General features: G+C 43.3%; 18 protein-coding genes and 1 riboswitch. Of the genes, 11 read left to right on the top strand and 7 right to left on the bottom strand.

Annotated features, from left to right (window positions below; all coding sequences use genetic code 11):
• Positions 1-71: 71 nt before the first annotated feature.
• The 6 genes from QWT69_RS12700 (at position 72) to QWT69_RS12675 (ending at position 5,128) form a co-directional block, all read left to right on the top strand.
• Entirely contained in the window at positions 72-587 is a 516-nt protein-coding gene (locus QWT69_RS12700) for a hypothetical protein (protein ID WP_317966192.1), read from the top strand.
• A gap of 153 nt (positions 588-740) precedes the next feature.
• Positions 741-2,297 carry an ABC-F family ATP-binding cassette domain-containing protein gene (locus QWT69_RS12695; RefSeq protein WP_317966191.1) on the top strand — a complete coding sequence of 519 codons (1,557 nt, stop codon included), beginning with the start codon at positions 741-743 and terminating at the stop codon, positions 2,295-2,297.
• Between the two features lie 116 nt (positions 2,298-2,413).
• Complete coding sequence (locus QWT69_RS12690; RefSeq protein WP_317966190.1) at positions 2,414-2,737, top strand: PadR family transcriptional regulator; 324 nt, start codon at positions 2,414-2,416, stop codon at positions 2,735-2,737.
• Positions 2,734-3,600 carry a permease prefix domain 1-containing protein gene (locus QWT69_RS12685; protein ID WP_317966188.1) on the top strand — a complete coding sequence of 289 codons (867 nt, stop codon included), beginning with the start codon at positions 2,734-2,736 and terminating at the stop codon, positions 3,598-3,600. The genes QWT69_RS12690 and QWT69_RS12685 overlap by 4 nt, the downstream gene beginning before the upstream one ends.
• Positions 3,601-3,618: 18 nt before the next feature.
• A complete protein-coding gene (locus QWT69_RS12680) occupies positions 3,619-4,638 on the top strand; it encodes a TolB-like translocation protein (RefSeq protein ID WP_317966186.1) in 1,020 nt (339 codons plus the stop codon).
• A 115-nt stretch (positions 4,639-4,753) separates the two neighbouring features.
• Positions 4,754-5,128 (top strand): hypothetical protein, encoded by a 375-nt coding sequence (locus QWT69_RS12675; protein ID WP_488803659.1) that lies wholly within the window; start codon positions 4,754-4,756, stop codon positions 5,126-5,128.
• A 59-nt stretch (positions 5,129-5,187) separates the two neighbouring features.
• On the opposite strand, the gene QWT69_RS12670 is transcribed toward QWT69_RS12675, so the two are convergent.
• The gene (locus tag QWT69_RS12670; RefSeq protein WP_317966184.1) at positions 5,188-6,006 is read right to left on the bottom strand and encodes a squalene/phytoene synthase family protein; all 819 of its coding nucleotides are present in this window, start codon (positions 6,004-6,006) and stop codon (positions 5,188-5,190) included.
• 209 nt (positions 6,007-6,215) lie between these two features.
• Here QWT69_RS12670 and QWT69_RS12665 point away from each other — a divergent pair, with 209 nt between their 5' ends.
• Both QWT69_RS12665 and QWT69_RS12660 read left to right on the top strand, forming a co-directional pair.
• The gene (locus tag QWT69_RS12665; protein WP_317966182.1) at positions 6,216-6,755 is read left to right on the top strand and encodes a methylated-DNA--[protein]-cysteine S-methyltransferase; all 540 of its coding nucleotides are present in this window, start codon (positions 6,216-6,218) and stop codon (positions 6,753-6,755) included.
• Positions 6,756-6,805: 50 nt separating this feature from the next.
• Complete coding sequence (locus tag QWT69_RS12660) at positions 6,806-7,363, top strand: NADPH-dependent FMN reductase (RefSeq protein ID WP_317966180.1); 558 nt, start codon at positions 6,806-6,808, stop codon at positions 7,361-7,363.
• Between the two features lie 53 nt (positions 7,364-7,416).
• Here QWT69_RS12660 and opp4C read toward each other — a convergent pair whose 3' ends face one another.
• From opp4C to QWT69_RS12630, 6 genes are all read right to left on the bottom strand, one after another.
• Positions 7,417-8,334, bottom strand: coding sequence for an oligopeptide ABC transporter permease (gene opp4C / locus QWT69_RS12655; RefSeq protein ID WP_317966178.1), 918 nt, complete (start codon positions 8,332-8,334; stop codon positions 7,417-7,419).
• A 12-nt stretch (positions 8,335-8,346) separates the two neighbouring features.
• Positions 8,347-9,312, bottom strand: coding sequence for an ABC transporter permease (locus tag QWT69_RS12650; RefSeq protein WP_317966176.1), 966 nt, complete (start codon positions 9,310-9,312; stop codon positions 8,347-8,349).
• Between the two features lie 141 nt (positions 9,313-9,453).
• On the bottom strand, positions 9,454-11,283 hold the full coding sequence (locus tag QWT69_RS12645) for a peptide-binding protein (RefSeq protein WP_317966174.1): 1,830 nt from the start codon (positions 11,281-11,283) through the stop codon (positions 9,454-9,456).
• A 136-nt stretch (positions 11,284-11,419) separates the two neighbouring features.
• Positions 11,420-12,457: an ABC transporter ATP-binding protein gene (locus tag QWT69_RS12640; protein WP_431312289.1), complete on the bottom strand. Its 1,038-nt coding sequence runs from the start codon at positions 12,455-12,457 to the stop codon at positions 11,420-11,422.
• Entirely contained in the window at positions 12,454-13,443 is a 990-nt protein-coding gene (locus QWT69_RS12635; RefSeq protein WP_317966172.1) for an ABC transporter ATP-binding protein, read from the bottom strand. The genes QWT69_RS12640 and QWT69_RS12635 overlap by 4 nt, the downstream gene beginning before the upstream one ends.
• 312 nt (positions 13,444-13,755) lie before the next feature.
• Complete coding sequence (locus QWT69_RS12630; RefSeq protein WP_317971083.1) at positions 13,756-14,883, bottom strand: methionine biosynthesis PLP-dependent protein; 1,128 nt, start codon at positions 14,881-14,883, stop codon at positions 13,756-13,758.
• A gap of 81 nt (positions 14,884-14,964) precedes the next feature.
• Positions 14,965-15,068, bottom strand: a riboswitch (SAM riboswitch).
• Between the two features lie 138 nt (positions 15,069-15,206).
• On the opposite strand from QWT69_RS12630, the gene QWT69_RS12625 reads away from it, so the two are divergent.
• The 3 genes from QWT69_RS12625 to QWT69_RS12615 all read left to right on the top strand — a co-directional run bounded on the left by QWT69_RS12625 (position 15,207) and on the right by QWT69_RS12615 (position 17,565).
• Positions 15,207-15,548, top strand: a complete 342-nt coding sequence (locus tag QWT69_RS12625) for a DMT family transporter (protein ID WP_317966171.1) — start codon at positions 15,207-15,209, stop codon at positions 15,546-15,548.
• Between the two features lies 1 nt (position 15,549).
• Positions 15,550-15,864: a DMT family transporter gene (locus tag QWT69_RS12620; RefSeq protein ID WP_317966169.1), complete on the top strand. Its 315-nt coding sequence runs from the start codon at positions 15,550-15,552 to the stop codon at positions 15,862-15,864.
• 231 nt (positions 15,865-16,095) lie between these two features.
• Positions 16,096-17,565, top strand: a complete 1,470-nt coding sequence (locus tag QWT69_RS12615; protein ID WP_317966167.1) for a nicotinate phosphoribosyltransferase — start codon at positions 16,096-16,098, stop codon at positions 17,563-17,565.
• Positions 17,566-17,576: the final 11 nt, after the last annotated feature.

Genomic DNA, 17,576 nt, shown 5'->3' with positions numbered 1-17,576 from the left:
TTTCACTTTACTGTTCACGGCTATACTGATACAAAGGAATTAGAGTATGAACTTTCATCGGAGGTATTCACATGTATGACCCGACCGTGTTTGACAATCTAAAAGTCGCTTTTGAAAATCATCTATATGATTTAGATAATCTGGATCGTAAAATCACGATTGTAAATCGCATCGACCAGATGGATTTTGCTGTGCTAGCAAGGAAGTTTGCGATTCAATTTGAACTGCAAGGACAACGGGATTTATCTGCAGAGATTATATTGGAAGCTTCTCTACAGGAACTGGCGGATGAAATACTGGAAGCGCCAGACGGAAATCCTGGCTGTCTTGTTGCATTGCGAATCACTAAGCCGATAAATAATATCGATGATCAATGTAGAGAAGTGAAAGAAGCAGTACTTGCCATCTGGGAAGAAGACGTTCGCTTAAAACAAACAGTGAGCTGTGTGTATGGACAAGAGCTGAAAGGCTATTTGGATGTTATCGATGTCCGATTCAAGCAGAAAATCAACGAAGGGAATATGGGGGAGTTAGAAGAGTTCGTAGACCATGTGCTCGTAACATTACAAGTGTTGAGCGAGATTTGAATGATTACTGGAAAGAGATTGGGGAATTATTGATTTAATCTCTATCCGTATCGAGCAATTGCCGATATACTATAGAATGGATTCGGTTATCCGCATTGCGGAGATAGCCGTTAAAAAAGAATCATTCTGAATGAAGGATAAGGTGTAAAATATATGGGTTTATTAACAGTAACAAATTTAAGTCACGGCTTCGGGGATCGCGCGATTTTCGATGACGTTTCGTTCCGTCTATTGCAGGGCGAGCATATCGGTCTTGTTGGTGCGAATGGCGAAGGGAAATCCACGTTCATGAATATCATCACGCGCAAGCTGGAACCGGACGCTGGAACAGTTGGCTGGGCGAAGAGAGTCCGTGTTGGCTATCTAGATCAGCATGTCGTCTTGAAGCAAGGTTTGAGCATTCGTGACGTATTGCGTACCGCTTTTCAATATCTTTATGATATCGAGACGGAAATGAATATGCTGTTCGCCAAGATGGGCGAAGTCGATTCGGATGAATTGGAGAAACTGCTTGAAGAAACAGGGCAGATGCAAGATGATTTAACGAATAACGACTTTTACATTATCGATTCGAAAGTCGATGAAGTAGCGAATGGTCTCGGACTAGATGAATTTGGCTTGGACCGCGATGTGAATGATTTAAGTGGTGGGCAGCGGACAAAAGTACTTCTTGGCAAACTGTTGCTGGAGAAACCTGACATTCTGTTGCTCGATGAACCAACAAACTATTTGGACGTGGAGCATATTGAATGGCTGCGGAATTATTTGCAGAACTATGATAATGCATTCATACTCATTTCGCATGATATCCCATTCTTAAACAGTGTTATTAACCTGATTTATCATATGGAGAATCAGCAGATTACACGCTATCCAGGAGATTATGACGAATTCCTTCGTGTGCATGAGATGAAAAAGCAGCAAGTGGAAGCGGCTTTTAAGAAGCAACAAAAAGAAATCTCGAGCTTGAAAGATTTCGTAGCACGCAATAAAGCGAATGCCGCAACAAGCCGTATGGCTATGTCACGCCAGAAGAAATTAGACAAAATGGAGATTATTGAACTGGATGCCGAAAAGCCGAAACCGCAATTTGACTTCAAGTTAGCGAGGACGCCCGGCAGGTATTTATTCCAAACGAAAGATCTGATTATCGGATATGATGAGCCATTGTCCAGGGAGTTGGAATTGACAATGGAACGCGGTCAAAAGATTGCGCTGTCTGGTGCAAACGGCATCGGAAAAACGACATTGCTGAAAAGTATCCTTGGCGAAATTCCGTCTCTTGCAGGATCCGTCGAACTTGGCGATCATTTGGAAATTGGATACTTTGAACAGGAGTCGAAAACAGATTCCAACAATACTTGTCTCGAAGAAGTGTGGGAAGAGTTCCCGCATTTCACTCAATATGAAGTGCGTGCGGCACTTGCCCGATGCGGACTGACGACGAAGCATATCGAAAGTAAAGTGAAAGTATTGAGCGGGGGAGAACGGTCGAAAGTACGGTTATGCAAATTGATCAATCGAGAAACGAATTTGCTTGTGCTAGATGAGCCGACAAACCATCTTGACGTCGATGCTAAAAACGAATTAAAACGTGCTTTAAAGGAATACAAAGGCAGCGTTCTACTCATTTCTCACGAACCGGATTTCTATGAAGGTGTCGTGACGGATATTTGGAACGGTGAAAACTGGACGACAAAAATGTTCTAATGATAGTAATTGCAGGCACTCTGACAGGATGATTGTCAAGGTGCCTGCTTTTTTTAATGATATACATTGCATTGCGTTGTACCACGTGATACGATGTAAAAAAGAGGTGGGTTTATATGGATAATGAAATGATGAAAGGCAGTATTGATTTAATCCTCTTGTCATTAATTGCGAAGCGGGATTTGTATGGATACGAAATTGTGAAAGTGCTGAAAGAACTAAGTGATGATACGTATGAAATGGGTGAAGGAACGCTGTATGCTGCATTGAAGCGTCTGGAAAAGAAAGAGTGGGTTACTTCTTATTGGCAAGAAGGCGAAGGTGGGAGACGAAAATATTACCGCCTGACGGATGAAGGTGGAACTGCTTTGCAAAGCAAACAGGAAAACTGGAAATGGATGACTGGGCTTGTGCGGAAAAGCACGGAAGGTTTGATATGAAACCTGCGTTTGAACGATTTGTTACCGGTATCGTTCGCCAAACGGACTGCAACCGGGAAGAACGTGAAGATTTATATGAAGAATTGCTCTCGCATTTGGAGTGCTCGTTCATTGACTATAAGAATGAGGGCTATTCGGAAGAGGAGGCTATGCGAACAGCTATGACAAATTTCGGAACTGAACAGGAAGTCGGTAATCAGTTGCAAGAAGCGATGTATCCGAAACGCAAAGGCATGATGTTGGGACTCGCTGTAGCATCTCTGTTATACGCCTATAGTGTGTATGCAAGTCAGTTGTTTGTCATGGGAGATGCGCATATTATCTGGCTTGTTGCCGCTGTTATCGTCAGCGCTGCAATTCTTTATGTGACAGTACGTCCTGTCACTTCGTTAAACCGCCGCCTGTGGATGAATGGGCTATTGCTCGTCCACTTGTTCATCTTCTTCTATGGTCTGCTGCTTGCGACAGACTTGGACAATCGGCTGTCAGTCGGACTCACAATTATCGCGTGTCTCATTTTGCTGTTGGGCATTCTTCTTGTCTACCGCACGACGATTTATGATTACCCTGCAAAGGATCAATTGGCAGGGAGCGGTATGAAGTGGCTGCATTTCATCAATATAACGACAGGGATTTTTGTCGTATTCGTCAGTTTGTTCTTTGTATGGGCGATGCTTTGGTTCACCGATGAATTTTCAGCGATGTTCTTACTGACATTACTCCCGATTTCGGCATGGGCAATCTCTTATGCGATTCAATTGCGACTCATGAAGCAACAAAAACCTGTATGGGCATATGCAGTCGTGATTTTTCAGATGGCCATCATTTTAAGTGGATTGGCATACTGGATAGTGGTCTTTTAAGGAACGGAGGCAGAAAGCATGAATAAGAAAGCATTTGGAATTTTAGCGGGTGTGCTTGGTATAATTACTGTCGTCTTTATCGCACTCGGCTTTATGTTCAATAAACCCGATAACAAAAAGCAAGAGGGCTTAACAGAGCTGTTTGATGTGTCGGTAGATGGATTACTGGCAGTTGTGAAATATGACAAAGGGAAAGCGGGTATTTATTTGAGTGGTGCGAACGCAGAGCCTGTTGTTCAGTTACCTGTTGAGCAGACAATTATGGATATCAGTTTTTCCGAAGACGGGCATGTGATTGCTTACGTTGTATCTGATAAAGAATTGAACGCGTCAAGTGGTAGTTCAATTCATTTATTCGAATTGAGAACGGCTACGGATCAAGTGGTCTTGTCTGCAGATTCAATCATTACAGAGCTTGCATTTGATAAGAAAAATCCGGATAAGCTTATCTATTTACAAGCGGATGTGTTTACAAATTACTCCCCGATTACAGGGGCACGGCCGCATGATTTTGACGTGCATGGCTATGATCTGACCAGTGGAGAGCAAACTCGCTATACAGAAATGCAGAAGTACAGTATGCAATCGTTACAAGTGTCAGCGACAGATGAATCGGTCTACATTCAAATGAATGATGATGAAGATGCAAAGTCAGCCGATGATCTATTCGCATCCTACCAACGAATCTTTAAAATTCCGCTTCATGCACCAAATGAAAAGGAAATCATCAGTAATCCTGCAAGTGAAGAAGACATCTATGATTTCCTCGTCTTACCCGACCGTGATGAAATGATTTACCAGGCAGTCGGTGGTACAAGTTCGAGTGGAACGTTTGAATATGAATTGTTCAGCTATAATTGGGAGTCGGATGAAACTGTTCAACTGACGAACCTGAAGGAATATGCTGCAAAACCTGTACAAGGGAAAGACGGAAAGATCTATTTCCTTGTCGACTTGAAATTTGCAAAACGAAATCCCGAATATCGCATTTACAAAATGGACTTGGACGGAAAGAATATAGTGGAAGTTCTAAAATAACTGAAGGCATTCCGACAATGTAAAGTTGTCAGGGTGCCTTTTCCTGTTTTAGACGTTGAAGATTCAAGGGATATAAGGTTACCATGTCGAATCAGTAGGAAAGGGGGAATGCAGGGTGATGAATCATTCAAATCAAGTAGAAGTGCCAAAGGAATACGTTGAAACATCTGTTAAGACATTATTTAAGAAGTTCGCAAAACAAAGGGATGTCTCGCTTGTCTACGGGGATCCGATAGAAGTGGGATTGATGAAGGTCGTACCAGTGGCCAAAGTGAGCTATGGATTTGGCGGTGGAGGCGACGGAGCAGGCAATGAAGGTGGAGGTGGCAGTTTTAAAATTAATCCGATAGGCGTTTATGAAATAACACCAGAAAGTGCAACATTTAAACCTGTACGCAATAACAGTAGCTTAGCAGGTATAATCATTTCTATTTTATCGTTCGGTCTATTTATCTATGTAAGAAAGATGTCGACTAAAAAGAGTCGCTAAGGTAATTGCGTTGCTAATAAAAGAAGACTCGGCATCTATACGCCAAGTCTTCCTTTAATTCATTCTTTCATAATCGCTGCTACTGTTGACTCCACTTCAGTTCGGTTCATTTTCTCTCGTCCACTTTGTAAAGCGGATAAAGTACTTTTTGCGAGTGCTAACGGAATCTTACAGAACACAAGGATGTTCTTCGTGCTGATTGTTTTAATGTACTCGTCCGCTTTTGCTAAATTGGTTTCTGCGTAAGTGAACATGTCATCGCGTGTCCATCCATCCGGTATGAAGCGTACACCACGGTCAGCATCTTCATGTTGGTTTCGTAACATGTTGACAGCCTGCAGACCGCGTCCGTAACCGATGGCTAAGTCACGGTCGGTCTTTGTTCCGTCGTATGCTTCCCAAATATCAGAGAGCATGACACCGACGAGGCCGGCGACATAGTACGTATAATCGTCCAGGTCATCACTTGTCTTAATGTCAAAGTCTTTTCCAACCCACTTGGCCATTCCTCCAGCCATGATACTCGTCGATTCCTTCACCTTTTCAAGAACGTCATCGGGACATACTTCAAGCCAATCACCAAGTCGCATTGATACTTCAGGTAAAATATCTGAATGGGGACGAAGGAGCTCTTCATAGGCATCGTTGTTAAAATCATCTTGTAGGAGTTTGCTCGTTTCTTGAAGCAGGAATTGCTTCGTATCTGCTTCCATCAGTTCATGATCCTCGATCTCGTCAATTGCCCGCATACACAAATAAGCAGAGCCGACAGCTTTTCGCAATGTGGGATTCAATAATTTTATAGGTATATAAAAGGTCCTGCTTGTCAGTTTAAGAATATGCATTGCATCTTTTTGCAATTTAGCATCGTTCGTCAATGTAGATCCTCCTCAACTTTCTAAGAGTGCGCTTATGGATAAACACTATGTAGCCAGTTATTATAAATATCATACACCATTTACCGAAAGATTTGCCATTCTTTCGGTATGATAAGCAAAGGAGAATCATTTCAAGGTAACTGAACCTTTTTTATAATAAGACTGCACGGAAGAGAATGAAAAGAAGTGTAAACGAAAGGATGAGTGAAATGATAAGTGAGAAAAAAATAGTGTATTGGACGCGCATGAAACATGGGACGTGGCAACTCCATATTGCTGCAACAGACGCAGGTATTTGTTACATAGGCTCAAATAATGCCGCTTTTGAAGAAATGGCAGAGTGGGCGAATCGCAAGTTCACTCAGATAGAATGGATCAATGATTTTTCGTTTTTCGAGCTTGATAATTTGATTGATTACCTAGAGGGGCGTAGGATTACTATTGAAATGCCAATCGATTTGTATGGGACAGACTTTCAAATGCGCGTGTGGGAACAGCTTAAAGCCATTCCTTATGGCGAAACAGTTTCCTATGCGGAAATTGCGCAAAGGCTCGGGAAACCGACGGCGGTGCGGGCGGTTGGCGGTGCAATTGGGGCAAATCCTGTACTGTTCATCATCCCTTGTCACCGTGTCATTTCGAAAAATGGGAAGTTAACTGGATTCCGAGCTGGTTTGTCCATGAAAGAATCGTTGTTGCGTTTGGAAAGAGACTTCAACCAAAACAACACACGTATACCTCTCGCTTAAGCGGAAATGCTTAAAAGGGATGGAATACAGAGAAAAAGGAGATCATTATTATGACGATTAAAGTAAAAGCAATCATAGGCAGTACGAGCTCCACTTCATATAACTTGAAAGTGGTAGAATACTTACAAAAAAAATATTCAGAAAAGATGGAGATTATTCCAGTTTTCGTGAAGGATTTGGAACTGTTTTCAGTCGACATAGAGCGTACGCCGCCGGAAAACGTCACGGCATTCATGGAGAATGTGAGAGATGCAGATGCGCTTCTGTTCGCAGTTCCTGAATACAACTTCTCCATTCCAGGTGCAATGAAAAATGCATTGGACTGGCTGTCACGCAGTAATTTTGCCATCAAAGAAAAACCGGCATTCATCGTCGGTGCATCAATGGGCGTCTTAGGAAGTGTCCGCGCACAACTTCATTTAAGAGAAATCCTATCGAACCCAATGCTGTCACCAAGTATTATGCCGAATAATGAAGTGTATATCGGTTCGATTCACCAGAAGATGGACGAGGTGGGCAACTTTACAGATGAGCCGACTATTGAATTTTTGGATCTCGTCGTCAACAACTTTCTGCAGTTTTATTCAAAAACGAAAGTAATGGCTTAAATACACATACAAAGACCGCCATCCATTTTTCTGGAGGCGGTCTTTTGTTCATTTCAACGCCTATCACTTTTCGGGTCGAATGCATCTCTGAGTCCGTCACCAATAAAGTTGATGCTCAATACGGTAAGAAGAATCGCAAGGCCGGGTGGAATCCATGCTTCAGGGTGATAGCGTAATATCCGTAACCCTTGCGCTTCGGAAATCATATTGCCCCATGTAGGTGTCGGTTGTGGAATGCCCATACCGATAAAGCTGAGCCCCGATTCGACGATGATCATTGCTGCCATGAGCAACGTAGCATTGACGATAATTGGTCCGATAGCATTTGGCAGGAAATGGCGGAAGATAATCCTGAAATCACTCGCCCCAATTGCCCTGGCACCAAGAACAAATTCCTGCTCGCGTAATGAAAGGAACGTGCCTCTAATAATTCTTGATAATGTCGGCCAGCTTGTCACCGCAATGATGACGACGAACAAGCCAATTGTCACTTTTTTGAGCAAGGCAATAATCGTCAATGCCAATACAAGGAAAGGCAAGGCAAGGAACAGATCGGTAATTCGCATGATGATGCTGTCCACTTTGCCGCCGTAATAACCACTCAACGTCCCGAAAATCAGCCCGAGAAAAACGGTGAAAATCATCGTGCTAATGCCGATAGTCAATGAAACCCTTGCCCCGTATAACAGCCTCGAAAAATTATCGCGTCCCGAACTGTCCGTGCCAAGTATATGCTCGCTACTTGGTTTCTGCTCCACTTTCAGAAGGTTATGCGCCTTTGGATCATGATCCGTCAACAGTGGTGCGAAAACTGCAGATGCAACAATGGTGAAAAAAACAACCATGCCGACAAGTGCCAGTTTATTCTTAAGGAACCGTCTGAGAGATAATTGAAAAGGGCTGCGGTGTTTGCGTATCGACCCATTTACATATTCATCAGGGTTCACTTCATGTTCATTCACAGATTGCATAAGCTCACCACCTCAGTCATAGCGAATCCTCGGATCGACGACGCTATAAAATATGTCCGCCAACAAATTGCCTATTAGAATCGCGACTCCAAGCAAAAGAGTGATTGCCATGACGACAGGATAATCACGATTGATGACGGAGCCGATGAACAGCGTCCCGATACCCGGGAAGTTGAAAACTTGTTCAGTGATAATCGCCCCTCCAAGCAAAGGTCCGAGCTCCATTCCGAGCAGAGTTATGATCGGAATCATCGCATTACGGAGCGTATGCTTGTAAAGCACAGTATTGCTGGACATCCCTTTTGCTTTGGCAGTACGGATGAAATCGCTTCCGAGGACATCCATCACTTCCGAACGCATATAGCGCATATAGCTTGCCGTACTTGCAAGTCCGAGCGTCAGACCCGGCAATACCATATGATGGATTCGGTCCTGGAATTCCGCAAAGCCTGTCAGCTTATTGGATGAGATCGTCCCTTGTGCGGGGAACCAACCTAATTTAATCGAAAACAGGTAAATGACGACAAGTCCAAAAAAGAAATTCGGTACGGCAAGTCCGAAGAATCCGAAAGTCGTCGTCCCGTAATCGATCAGTGAATAAGGACGCCGCGCAGAATAGATACCAATAGGGATTGCAACAATTAATGTGATAAATAATGCGAACAGGCCGAGATAGACCGTGTTCAGAAATCGTTCTTTAATCAGGCTTTCAACGGATCTGCCTTTATATGTGATGGATTGGCCAAAACTCCCTTGCACAATCTTTGACGCCCATCGGACGTATTGGACAGGAACGGGTTTGTCCAATCCAAGTTCAGCCCGTTGCTTTTCGTATACTTCCATGCCGACTTCAGGGTCGAGGATCTTTCCGGAAAATGGATCGCCTGGAGCTGCTTTGGCCAATCCGAAAACGATGATCGATAAAGCGATCAGCATCGGAATAAAGAGTAGAAACCGCCTGATGATATATTGATACATCCGCTTTCCCCCTTAGGAAGGAGGGGAGCACACGAAAAACGCATGCTCCCATCGGTCCTTTTATCTTCAACTTAATTCAGTAGAAACGATTCGTTTTTTAGTGGTGTACACTCAATTCAGCTGAATCAAGTCATGTACCGCTTAGTTTTCTACCCACCACTCATGTGAATCCTGATACATTGTTGCCGGAAGGATTTTGATGCCTTGGATGCGATCGTTATAAGCCCATAAGCTGTTTTGTGCGTAAAGAAGCAATGCCGGTAAATCTTCGGAGTACAACTTTTGCCATTCTGCATAAACGTCTTTTCGGTACGCTTGATCGAATGCTTCTGGTGCTGTTACAGCTTTTTGCATTAACTCTTCTGATTTTGGATTATTCCAACGTGAGAAGTTATAACCTGCACGAGTAGCCCAAAGTCCAGCTGGGTCTGGATCGGTGCTGCTCAGGCTCCAACCAATCAGATAGAGATCAAAATCCGTATTGTCGTTTGTTAGTGCAGGCACGTATACGGACATTTCAGCAGGTTGACGCAAGTTTACCTTAATGCCCGCCTTTTCCAAGTCTGATTGCAGAATTGGCGCTGAACGTTCGCGCAGTTCATTTCCTGTAGGGTAATCAAGATTTAGAATCCACTCATTACCTTCTGGATCCTCACGGAAACCATCTCCAGTAACATCTACATAGCCTAGCTCATCTAAAATTTGTCCCGCTTTGTCCACGTCATACTCGTAATTAGTCGCTGCTGACTCGTCATATGCCCACATTTGCTGGGCAATTGGTGAGTTGATTGGCTGACCACGACCATGTAAAAGACCTTCTCCATGTCCTGTTCCGACAAGTCCTTGACGGTTAACCGCATGAGCGATTGCTTGACGGACTTTAGGGTCGGACAATTTTTTATTCGGTATCCAGTTATCAGGAGTAACAGCACCTGATTCAACATCTGCAGTTGTACGATGATTCAGTTTGAAGCCCATTAGCTGATAACCGAAATCTGCTTGTTCAACAATGTTAATATTTCCGAAATCAGCAACGATGTCATGATCTGCTGGAGCAATTCCACCAGGACTCGCGACAAAGTCAATTTCACCTTTTTCGAGTAGACCGATCATGACAGATTGTGCGATTACTTTCCAAACGATGCTGTCAAGAAGAGGAGCACCTTTCCAGTAATCTTCGTTACGCTCAAGAATATACTGTTCACGTTCGATCATATCCGCGAACTTGAAAGGTCCTGTACCGACTACTTTTCCAGGTTCTTTCGATTCAGCCGCTTCCGTTATATCTTTCACAGGAATATCTTTAAAGATATGCTTGGGGATAATTGGAAAACTTGCATAATAAAGTGGGGAAACGTTCGGCTCTGTGAATTTGAATGTTACTTTGTAATCCCCGTCTGCTACAACTCCTACAAATTCGTCCGTCTCACCAGATTGGTAAGCCTCGTATCCAAGTAATGGTGCAACGTAGTTTACCCGCACGCCGCCGGCCATTTCATAATCCGGATCGGACATTGCTTGGTAAGTGTACACAACGTCTTCCGCTGTGAAATCTTCCCCGTCATGCCATTTGACGCCTTCTCTAAGGAAGAAAGTGATTTCAGTCTGATCGTCGTTGGATTCCCACTTTTCAGCGAGGCTCGCTATGAATTCCAACTTCTCATTTTGAGTGACCAAGCCTTCGTGTGTGAAGTCGAGGATGTTGGATTCGTAAGCTTCTTCATAGAAAATCGGGTTAAACATACCAGTAGGAGCGGAATACATCGCTCCGACAATCGTTCCGCCTTTTTTAGGGCCGGCTTCCTCAGTCGCATCTTCTTCAGCAGTATCTGTTTCGGTTACATCTTCAGGTTTCGTTTCTGTCGTCTCACCTTTTTCAGTTTCGCCGTCACTGTTACATGCTGCTAAAATCATTCCGACCATTAAGACTAAAATGAGAAGAGCAAATTTGTGCGTTAACTGTTTCAACAAAATAAAATCCCCCTTTATTCAATTGATATGGTGTAACCAAGAAAAGTACCGCTACGAATGATGCAACGAATCACCCCCTATGTGTCATTTGAGTGGAAAAGATAGGCCGCTCTTTTTGCCCAATGTTTCAGTATAGTTAAGAGCCCTCATATAAATGACAAGCGACAAAATGGTTTTCACTGATTTCAACGAGATCTGGTCTGTCGATTATGCACCGATCATGTGCTTTCGGGCAGCGAGTTCTAAATGTGCAGCCGGATGGAGGATTCGCGGGGCTAGGCAAGTCTCCTGATAGCTTAATCTTTTCCCTAGTAGTCGTTGGCCCTCCGTTTAGATCTATTACCGGTATGGAAGAGAGAAGTGCCTGTGTATACGGGTGTAAGGCATTTTCGTATAATGCTTTCTTTGGTGCGATTTCAGCAAAACGACCAAGATACATAACAGCAACCCGGTCGCTAATATGTTTCACTACGCTCAAATCATGAGCGATGAATAAATAGGTGAGCCCCAGATCATCTTGCAAATCTTTCATGAGATTTAGAACCTGTGCCTGTATAGAAACATCCAGTGCGGACACGGGTTCATCACAGATGACGAATTTCGGATTGAGCACTAAGGCACGTGCAATACTGATGCGCTGACGCTGCCCTCCTGAAAATTCATGTGGATACTTCTGCAAATCATCTTTACGCAATCCGACTTTTTGAAGGACTTCGAGCACCTTTTGTTTACGAGCCTTTTTCGCGAGTTTGCCCTGTACGACCAAAGGCTCCTCAATCAGTTGCTCGACGCTCATTTTGGAGTTCAATGAGGCGAAGGGATCTTGAAAAACCATTTGCATATCTTCGCGTATTGGTCTGATTTGCCGTTGCCGTAATGTCGAAATGTCCGTTTGATTAAAGATAATCTGGCCATCCGTCGGTTCGAGCAACCGGATTAGAACGCGTCCAAGAGTCGATTTACCTGAACCTGATTCTCCAACGATACCGAGCGTCTCGCCTGTTTTAATGGTGAATGAAATATCATCTACTGCTTTCAAATGCCCAACGGTTTTTTGAAGAACCCCGCCTTTGATAGGGAAGTACTTTTTGAGATTGCGTACTTCTACTAGAATGTCATCATCCGTCAAGGATTTATCAACTTGCACTGCCGCTTGTTTTGTCACCATCGTCATTTGTTATCTCCTCCACTTTCATACAGATGACAGCGTACGAAATGATCGGCATCCAATTGCAGCAAAGGCGGATTGGTCTGTCGGCATTTTTCCATAACAGCGGGACAGCGAGTGGAAAATCTGCAACCTGTCGGGAAGTTGTATGCTGCAGGTACAGTTCCTTTAATTGTGCCGAGTCGTTCGACATCCTCTTCCATATTGGGCAAGCTGCTCAACAGTCCGTTCGTATACGGATGTTTGGTAAGAGACAGTAATTTTTTAGTTGGGGCTTGTTCGACAATCTGCCCGCCATACATGACAATCACTCTGTCGGTATATTCATAGACGACACCTAAATCATGTGTAATGAGAAGAACCGCCATATTATAACGTTTCTGCATATCAATTAGCAGATCAAGAATCTGTGCCTGAATCGTAACGTCGAGCGCTGTTGTCGGTTCATCTGCGATAATGAGTTCAGGTTCGCATGAAATGGCCATGGCAATCATGACACGTTGACGCATACCTCCAGACAGCTGATGTGGATACTCTTTCATGATTGCATCAGGCCTAGGGATTCCAACGATGCGCAACAGCTCAGTTGCTTTGTTCCGGGCAATCTGCTTGGATACTTTTTTATGCTTACGGATCATTTCAGTGATCTGATTGCCAATCGTGAAAACTGGATTTAATGCAGTCATGGGTTCCTGGAAAATCATGCCGATATGATTACCTCGAATTGTCGTCATCTGTTTTTCCTTCAAAGTGAGCAAATTCTTCTCTCTTACATGGATGCTGCCATCTACAATTTTGCCGGGCTTGTTGATTAATTGCATAATAGACAAGGCAGTTATGCTTTTTCCGCTCCCGGATTCTCCTACAATCGCGACGGTTTCTCCGGGATAGACGGAAAAACTAATATCATCGACCGCTTTTGCAACGAGATCCTGATCGAGGTAGAAGTAGGTTTTGAGTTTTTGGACAGCTAATACGGGCTCGGTGCTCATCTAAACATTCAAATCCTTTCCAATAGATTTTACGTAAAAGAAAAGCTTGTAATCGCGTAAAGACGGCCTTTAGAAGAGTATTACTACTAATCGTAAGTATTAAAATCTGAATTGTCAATCGATTAATTTGTAAAAATATGTAATATTAAGGAGTGTATTGTCGGTTTAATGAAAGGAGGAGGATGTTTCGGAAACTCAATATTCCGGTCTTCGCAATTGTGGGGTAAAAGAGAACGTTATATGTTATTTTTTAGGAGGGGGTTGGATGAAAAAGCCTCTCTATCCGTTTTGGATAGGGAGGCTTCGACAGTTTTAGTTTGAGACGACAGTGGATTTCGCAGAAGCAATGACAAGCGCCTGCTGGAAGTCCTGAATCAGATCTTCGACTTCTTCCAATCCGACAGAAAAGCGCAATAACTGCTTATCTACACCGCGCTTTTCGCGCTCTTCTTCAGGGATGTCGGCATGTGTCTGAGTCGTTGGATAAGTGATGAAACTTTCGACCCCACCCAGACTTTCTGCAAAAGTGATAAGGTGTAAATTTTCAAGGAATGGTCCGACCCATTCGCTGTTTTGTAAACGGAAGGAAAGCATCCCGCCTTTTCCGGCATACAGCACATCAGCAATGAGTGGTTCATCTTCCATATATGCGGCCAAGGCTTTAGCATTTGCGTCATGCTGTTTCATTCGCACATGCAGTGTTTTCAATCCGCGTATAACGAGCCATGAATCAAATGGGGAAAGCGTTGCACCAATCGCATTATGGTTCTCAGCAAGTCGCTTGCACAATGATTCGCCTTTAGCGATAACAAGGCCAGCAAGCACATCATTATGTCCGCCAATATATTTCGTGGCACTATGAATAACGATATCGGCACCAGATTCGATCGGCCGTTGGTAATAAGGTGTCAGGAATGTATTATCGACAAGTAGCAGTAGTTGATGCTTCTTAGCGAGTTCCGCATACTTTTCAATATCGATTTCCATCATAAGGGGGTTTGTCGGCGTTTCGATGAACAGTGCCCTTGTTTTAGGGGTTATCAATCTTTCGGTTTCTTCTACGCTAGCAAACGAAGCATAGGAGGTCGTAATTGTATACTGTTCTGCGTACTGTTTGAATAATCGGTATGTCCCACCGTAAATATCCTCAGGTGCAATCAGTTCATCTCCCGAATTGAAAAGGGATAGCACAAGTTGAATGGCAGCCATTCCTGAGCTGCATGCAAATCCAGCATCTCCGTTTTCCAAATCGGCAATACCTTCTTCCAGTATGGACCGGGTTGGGTTTTTCGTTCGTGTATAATCGTATCCTGTTGAATTTCCTAAACCATCGTGTTTGTAGGCTGTAGATAAGTAGATGGGCGGATTGATAGCACCGGTTTTCAAGTCGCTCTGATTTCCTAATTGTACTAATTTCGTACGTATGCTTTGTTCTGTCATGATTTCCATCCCCTTTACATGTATCATTAGAAAAAGCCCCTTCTATGTAAGAAGAGGCTTTCAACATTGTTGAAATCATTCTTCTTATCTTCAAGACGACATGTCTTTAGGAGTTAGCACCATGCCGGAATGGGCTGGTTGCTGAGACTTCATCGGGCCATTCCCTCCGTCTCTCTTGATAAGAATATTGAATTGTTTAAAAAGTTATTTTATCAAAGTTACCATGTGACCTTAAAGATTGCAAGACTTGTTGAAAATATTCCAAGTTACTAATTTTGCTTGAGTGTACAATCGGAATGATTTATTAGGAAGGAGGCAGTTCATTGGCTTGGCTTTATGTGTTACTGGCTGCGATTGTTGAAGTCTTTTGGGTAGTGGGACTTCGTTATTCTGAAACACCATTAGAGTGGATTGGAACTGTCGTTGCAATCATCATCAGTTTTTATGCGATTATCAAAGCATGCGAGCAGTTGCCTTCAGGTACGGTCTATGCCGTTTTCACGGGCTCAGGTGCAGCTGCTATTGTATTCGTTGACTTTCTTTTATTCAATGCGGATTTTTCGTGGGCGAAGATGCTGTTCATCAGTGTCATCATTATCGGTGTTATAGGTATTAAGGTGACGACAGAAGAGCTGGTTGACACAGCTGCAAAGGAGGCCGAATAATATGGCTTGGATCTATCTTGTTATCGCAAGTCTAGGTGAGATCTTCGGGGTGATCAGCATCAATTTGTTTCTTCAAAAGCGCAATTGGCAACGTTTGCTGATGATTATTGTCACATTCTCATTCGGATTCCTGTTTCTGTCACTCGCTATGCGCGATATCCCAATGGGGACGGCTTATGCAATCTGGACAGGACTCGGAGCGGCAGGAGCCGTTCTGATTGGCATTTTATTCTTTAACGAAACTGCAGGATGGAAACGAATTTTTTTCCTCTGTCTCATCATCGGTGGTGCAGTTGGATTGAAGATATTTGGATGAATAGATAAAGGTGCCGTACGGATGTCCATCTATCTTTAGGTTTGATTAGGATTCGCCTATAGTTATAAAATACGGAACTTGATCACCATTTCAGGACTTTCAACCTTTTCCGCGTAGCCGTACGCAACTTCAAGATTCCTTGGAACTGGCCTTTACGTAATGTTAGAACCAATTGAATTTAGGGTAAATAGTGTATAATGGAAGCATTAATGTGGAAGAAGGAGATTTGGCATGAAATCGAATTACGCAGATGACAGTCTGGCCTTACATACTGATCTTTATCAAATAAACATGACGGAGTCCTATTGGGCAGATGGAATCCATGAACGTAAAGCAGTATTCGAATTGTATTTCAGGAATTTGCCGTTTGGTAACGGATATGCAATTTTTGCTGGGCTTGAGCGCATTTTGGATTATTTGAAAGGGTTCCATTTCAGTGAAAGTGATATTGTTTATTTGAAAGAGGAACTTGGTTTCAAAGATGACTTCCTATCTTATTTAAAGGAACTTCGTTTCACGGGTGATGTCTATTCCATGGTAGAAGGGGAGCTCGTTTTTGCAAATGAACCGATTGTCCGCGTAGAAACGACACTTGCTGAAGCTCAACTTGTGGAAACGGCCTTACTCAATATCGTTAACTATCAGACGTTGATTGCGACGAAAGCTAGCCGCATCAAACAGGTCGTTAAAGAAGAAGTCGTCATGGAATTCGGTAGCCGCCGTGCGCATGAAATGGATGCGGCTTTATGGGGTGCGCGCGCTGCAGTGATTGGTGGCGTTGAAGCGACGAGCAATGTACGTGCAGGCAAGCTTTTCGGTATACCAGTCGCAGGCACTCATGCCCACTCGATGGTGCAAGCTTATAAGAGCGAGTATGAGGCTTTCCATTCCTATGCAAGACGTCATAAGGACTGCGTATTCCTTGTCGATACGTATAATACATTGAAGATCGGAATTCCGACAGCTATACAAGTTGCAAAAGAACTTGGTGACAAGATTAACTTTATAGGCATTCGATTGGATAGCGGGGATATCGCTTTCCTTTCTAAGGAAGCACGTCGGATGCTCGACGAAGCCGGTTTTGAAGACGCCAAAATCGTCGTATCCAATGATCTGGATGAATACACAATTTTGAACTTGAAAGCACAAGGTGCGAAAGTAGATGTATGGGGTATTGGTACAAAACTTATCACAGCCTATGACCAACCGGCACTAGGTGCTGTATACAAAATCGTGTCTATTGAAAATGATAAAGGCGAGATGGAAGATACCATTAAAATCTCATCCAACATGGAAAAAGTAACGACGCCGGGCCAGAAAAAACTGTATCGTATCATCGATCGAGAAAACGGCAAAGCTGAAGGCGATTATATTACCATGCAAGACGAAGATCCAACAATGGAGAAAAGGATTAAAATGTTCCATCCTGTTCATACATTCATATCTAAGTTCGTCACCAATTTTGAAGCGGTGAATTTACATGTGAAAGTAGTTGAAGCAGGGGAAATCATTTATGCAAACCCTTCATTGAATGAAATGCGGAATTACGCCTATTCGAATCTGGATTTGTTATGGGACGAATATAAACGATCCCTCAATCCGGAGGAGTATCCAGTGGACCTAAGCCAGAAGTGCTGGGACAACAAAATGCGCAATATCCATGATGTGCAAGACAAAGTAGATGACTATGTAAACAAATAGGGAGGCGGAAT

Source organism: Sporosarcina oncorhynchi, from assembly GCF_033304615.1.
Lineage (GTDB): Bacteria > Bacillota > Bacilli > Bacillales_A > Planococcaceae > Sporosarcina > Sporosarcina oncorhynchi.
Note: the sequence above shows the minus strand (reverse complement) of the source record. Positions and strands in the feature narration are given on the sequence as shown.